Below are 1,287 nucleotides of genomic sequence, written 5' to 3'. Positions count from 1 at the left end.
TGGCGCTTTCTAGGGGTCGTCGCAACACCGGTGATCAGTTGCTGGTGGCGAGGAGCATAGCGAGACGCTCGGCTGGGGTATCCCAGTCGAGCGTCTTTCTTGGTCTGGCGTTGAGTTCAGCGGCGACGGCGTCGAGGTGTTCGCGGGTGTGGACCGACAGGTCGATGCCTTTGGGGAAGTACTGGCGCAGTAGGCCGTTGGTGTTCTCATTCGAGCCGCGTTGCCACGGGCTGGCCGGGTCGCAGAAGTAGACGGGCATGTCAGCGGCCATGGTGAACTCGTGGTGGCGGCCCATCTCGCTGCCCTGGTCCCAGGTCAGGGAGCGCTTGAGGTGGGCCGGGAGCGTCTGCATGGTGGTGATCAGGGCGTCGCGCATCCGTTCGGCGCTGCGGTCGATGGGCAGGTGGACGAGCATCACGTAGCGGGTGGTGCGCTCGACCAGGGTGCCGATGGCCGACGCGTGATTCTTGCCGATGATCAGGTCGCCTTCCCAATGTCCAGGCACGGCCCGGTCTTCGATCTCGGCGGGCCGCTCGCTGATCATCACCATGGGTGCGCTGTAGCGAGGCTGACGCTGCTGAGCCAGGCGGCGAGGCTTGCGCATCGCACGGCCGGTGCGCAGGGCTCGGGCCAGTTCGCGGCGCAGCTCTCCGCGGCCCTGAACGTAGAGCGCCTGGTAGATCGTCTCGTGGCACACATGCATCTCCGGCCGGTCAGAAAAGCGCCTGCGCAGGCTCTGGCAGATCTGCTCGGGACTCCAGCGTTTATGCAGGTGGTCCTGAATGTATGCCCTCAGCTCGGGGTTCTGGCCGATCTTGCTCGGTTTGGGCCGCGGCCGGCGGGAGTCGGCGCGGGCCTGGGCCGCATGCGGCCGGTGCTGCCCGCTGGTGGGGTGCCGGTTGCGGCGGACCTCCCGGCTGACCGTGGACGGGGCACGGCCCAGCTCACGTGCGATTTCGCGGATCGATACCTTCTCCCGCAGACGATCAGCGATGTGGATCCGCTCGTCCTCGCGCAGATACCGGGACGGCCCGGAAGGGGCCACCACCCGCGCGATGGGCGGTGCCCCCTTTCTCGTGCCTGATGGCTTCCAGCCATTCCGCCACCGTTTCCCGGTGCGGGAGTTGATACCCACGATCCGACACGCCTCTAGGCTGCTGAAGCCTTGATCCATGAGGCGGAAGTATTCCTCCCGCTCTGCAGTCAGCTTCTTCCGCCCTTGCGGGGTCCGGATCTTGCGGATCTCGAAGTCCATCGCACTCCCCGAGCTGGGGTGTTGCGACGACC

Annotated in this window: 1 protein-coding gene; it reads right to left on the bottom strand. The window is 66.6% G+C overall.

Translation table 11 applies throughout. From position 1 onward, the window contains the following. Positions 1–34: 34 nt before the first annotated feature. On the bottom strand, positions 35–1,255 hold the full coding sequence (locus tag Pph01_RS42435; RefSeq protein ID WP_373315721.1) for an IS30 family transposase: 1,221 nt from the start codon (positions 1,253–1,255) through the stop codon (positions 35–37). Positions 1,256–1,287: the final 32 nt, after the last annotated feature.

Source organism: Planotetraspora phitsanulokensis (assembly GCF_016863295.1).
GTDB lineage: Bacteria > Actinomycetota > Actinomycetes > Streptosporangiales > Streptosporangiaceae > Planotetraspora > Planotetraspora phitsanulokensis.
The sequence above is the reverse complement of the archived record's forward strand: the minus strand, read 5'-3'. Positions and strand labels throughout refer to the sequence as shown.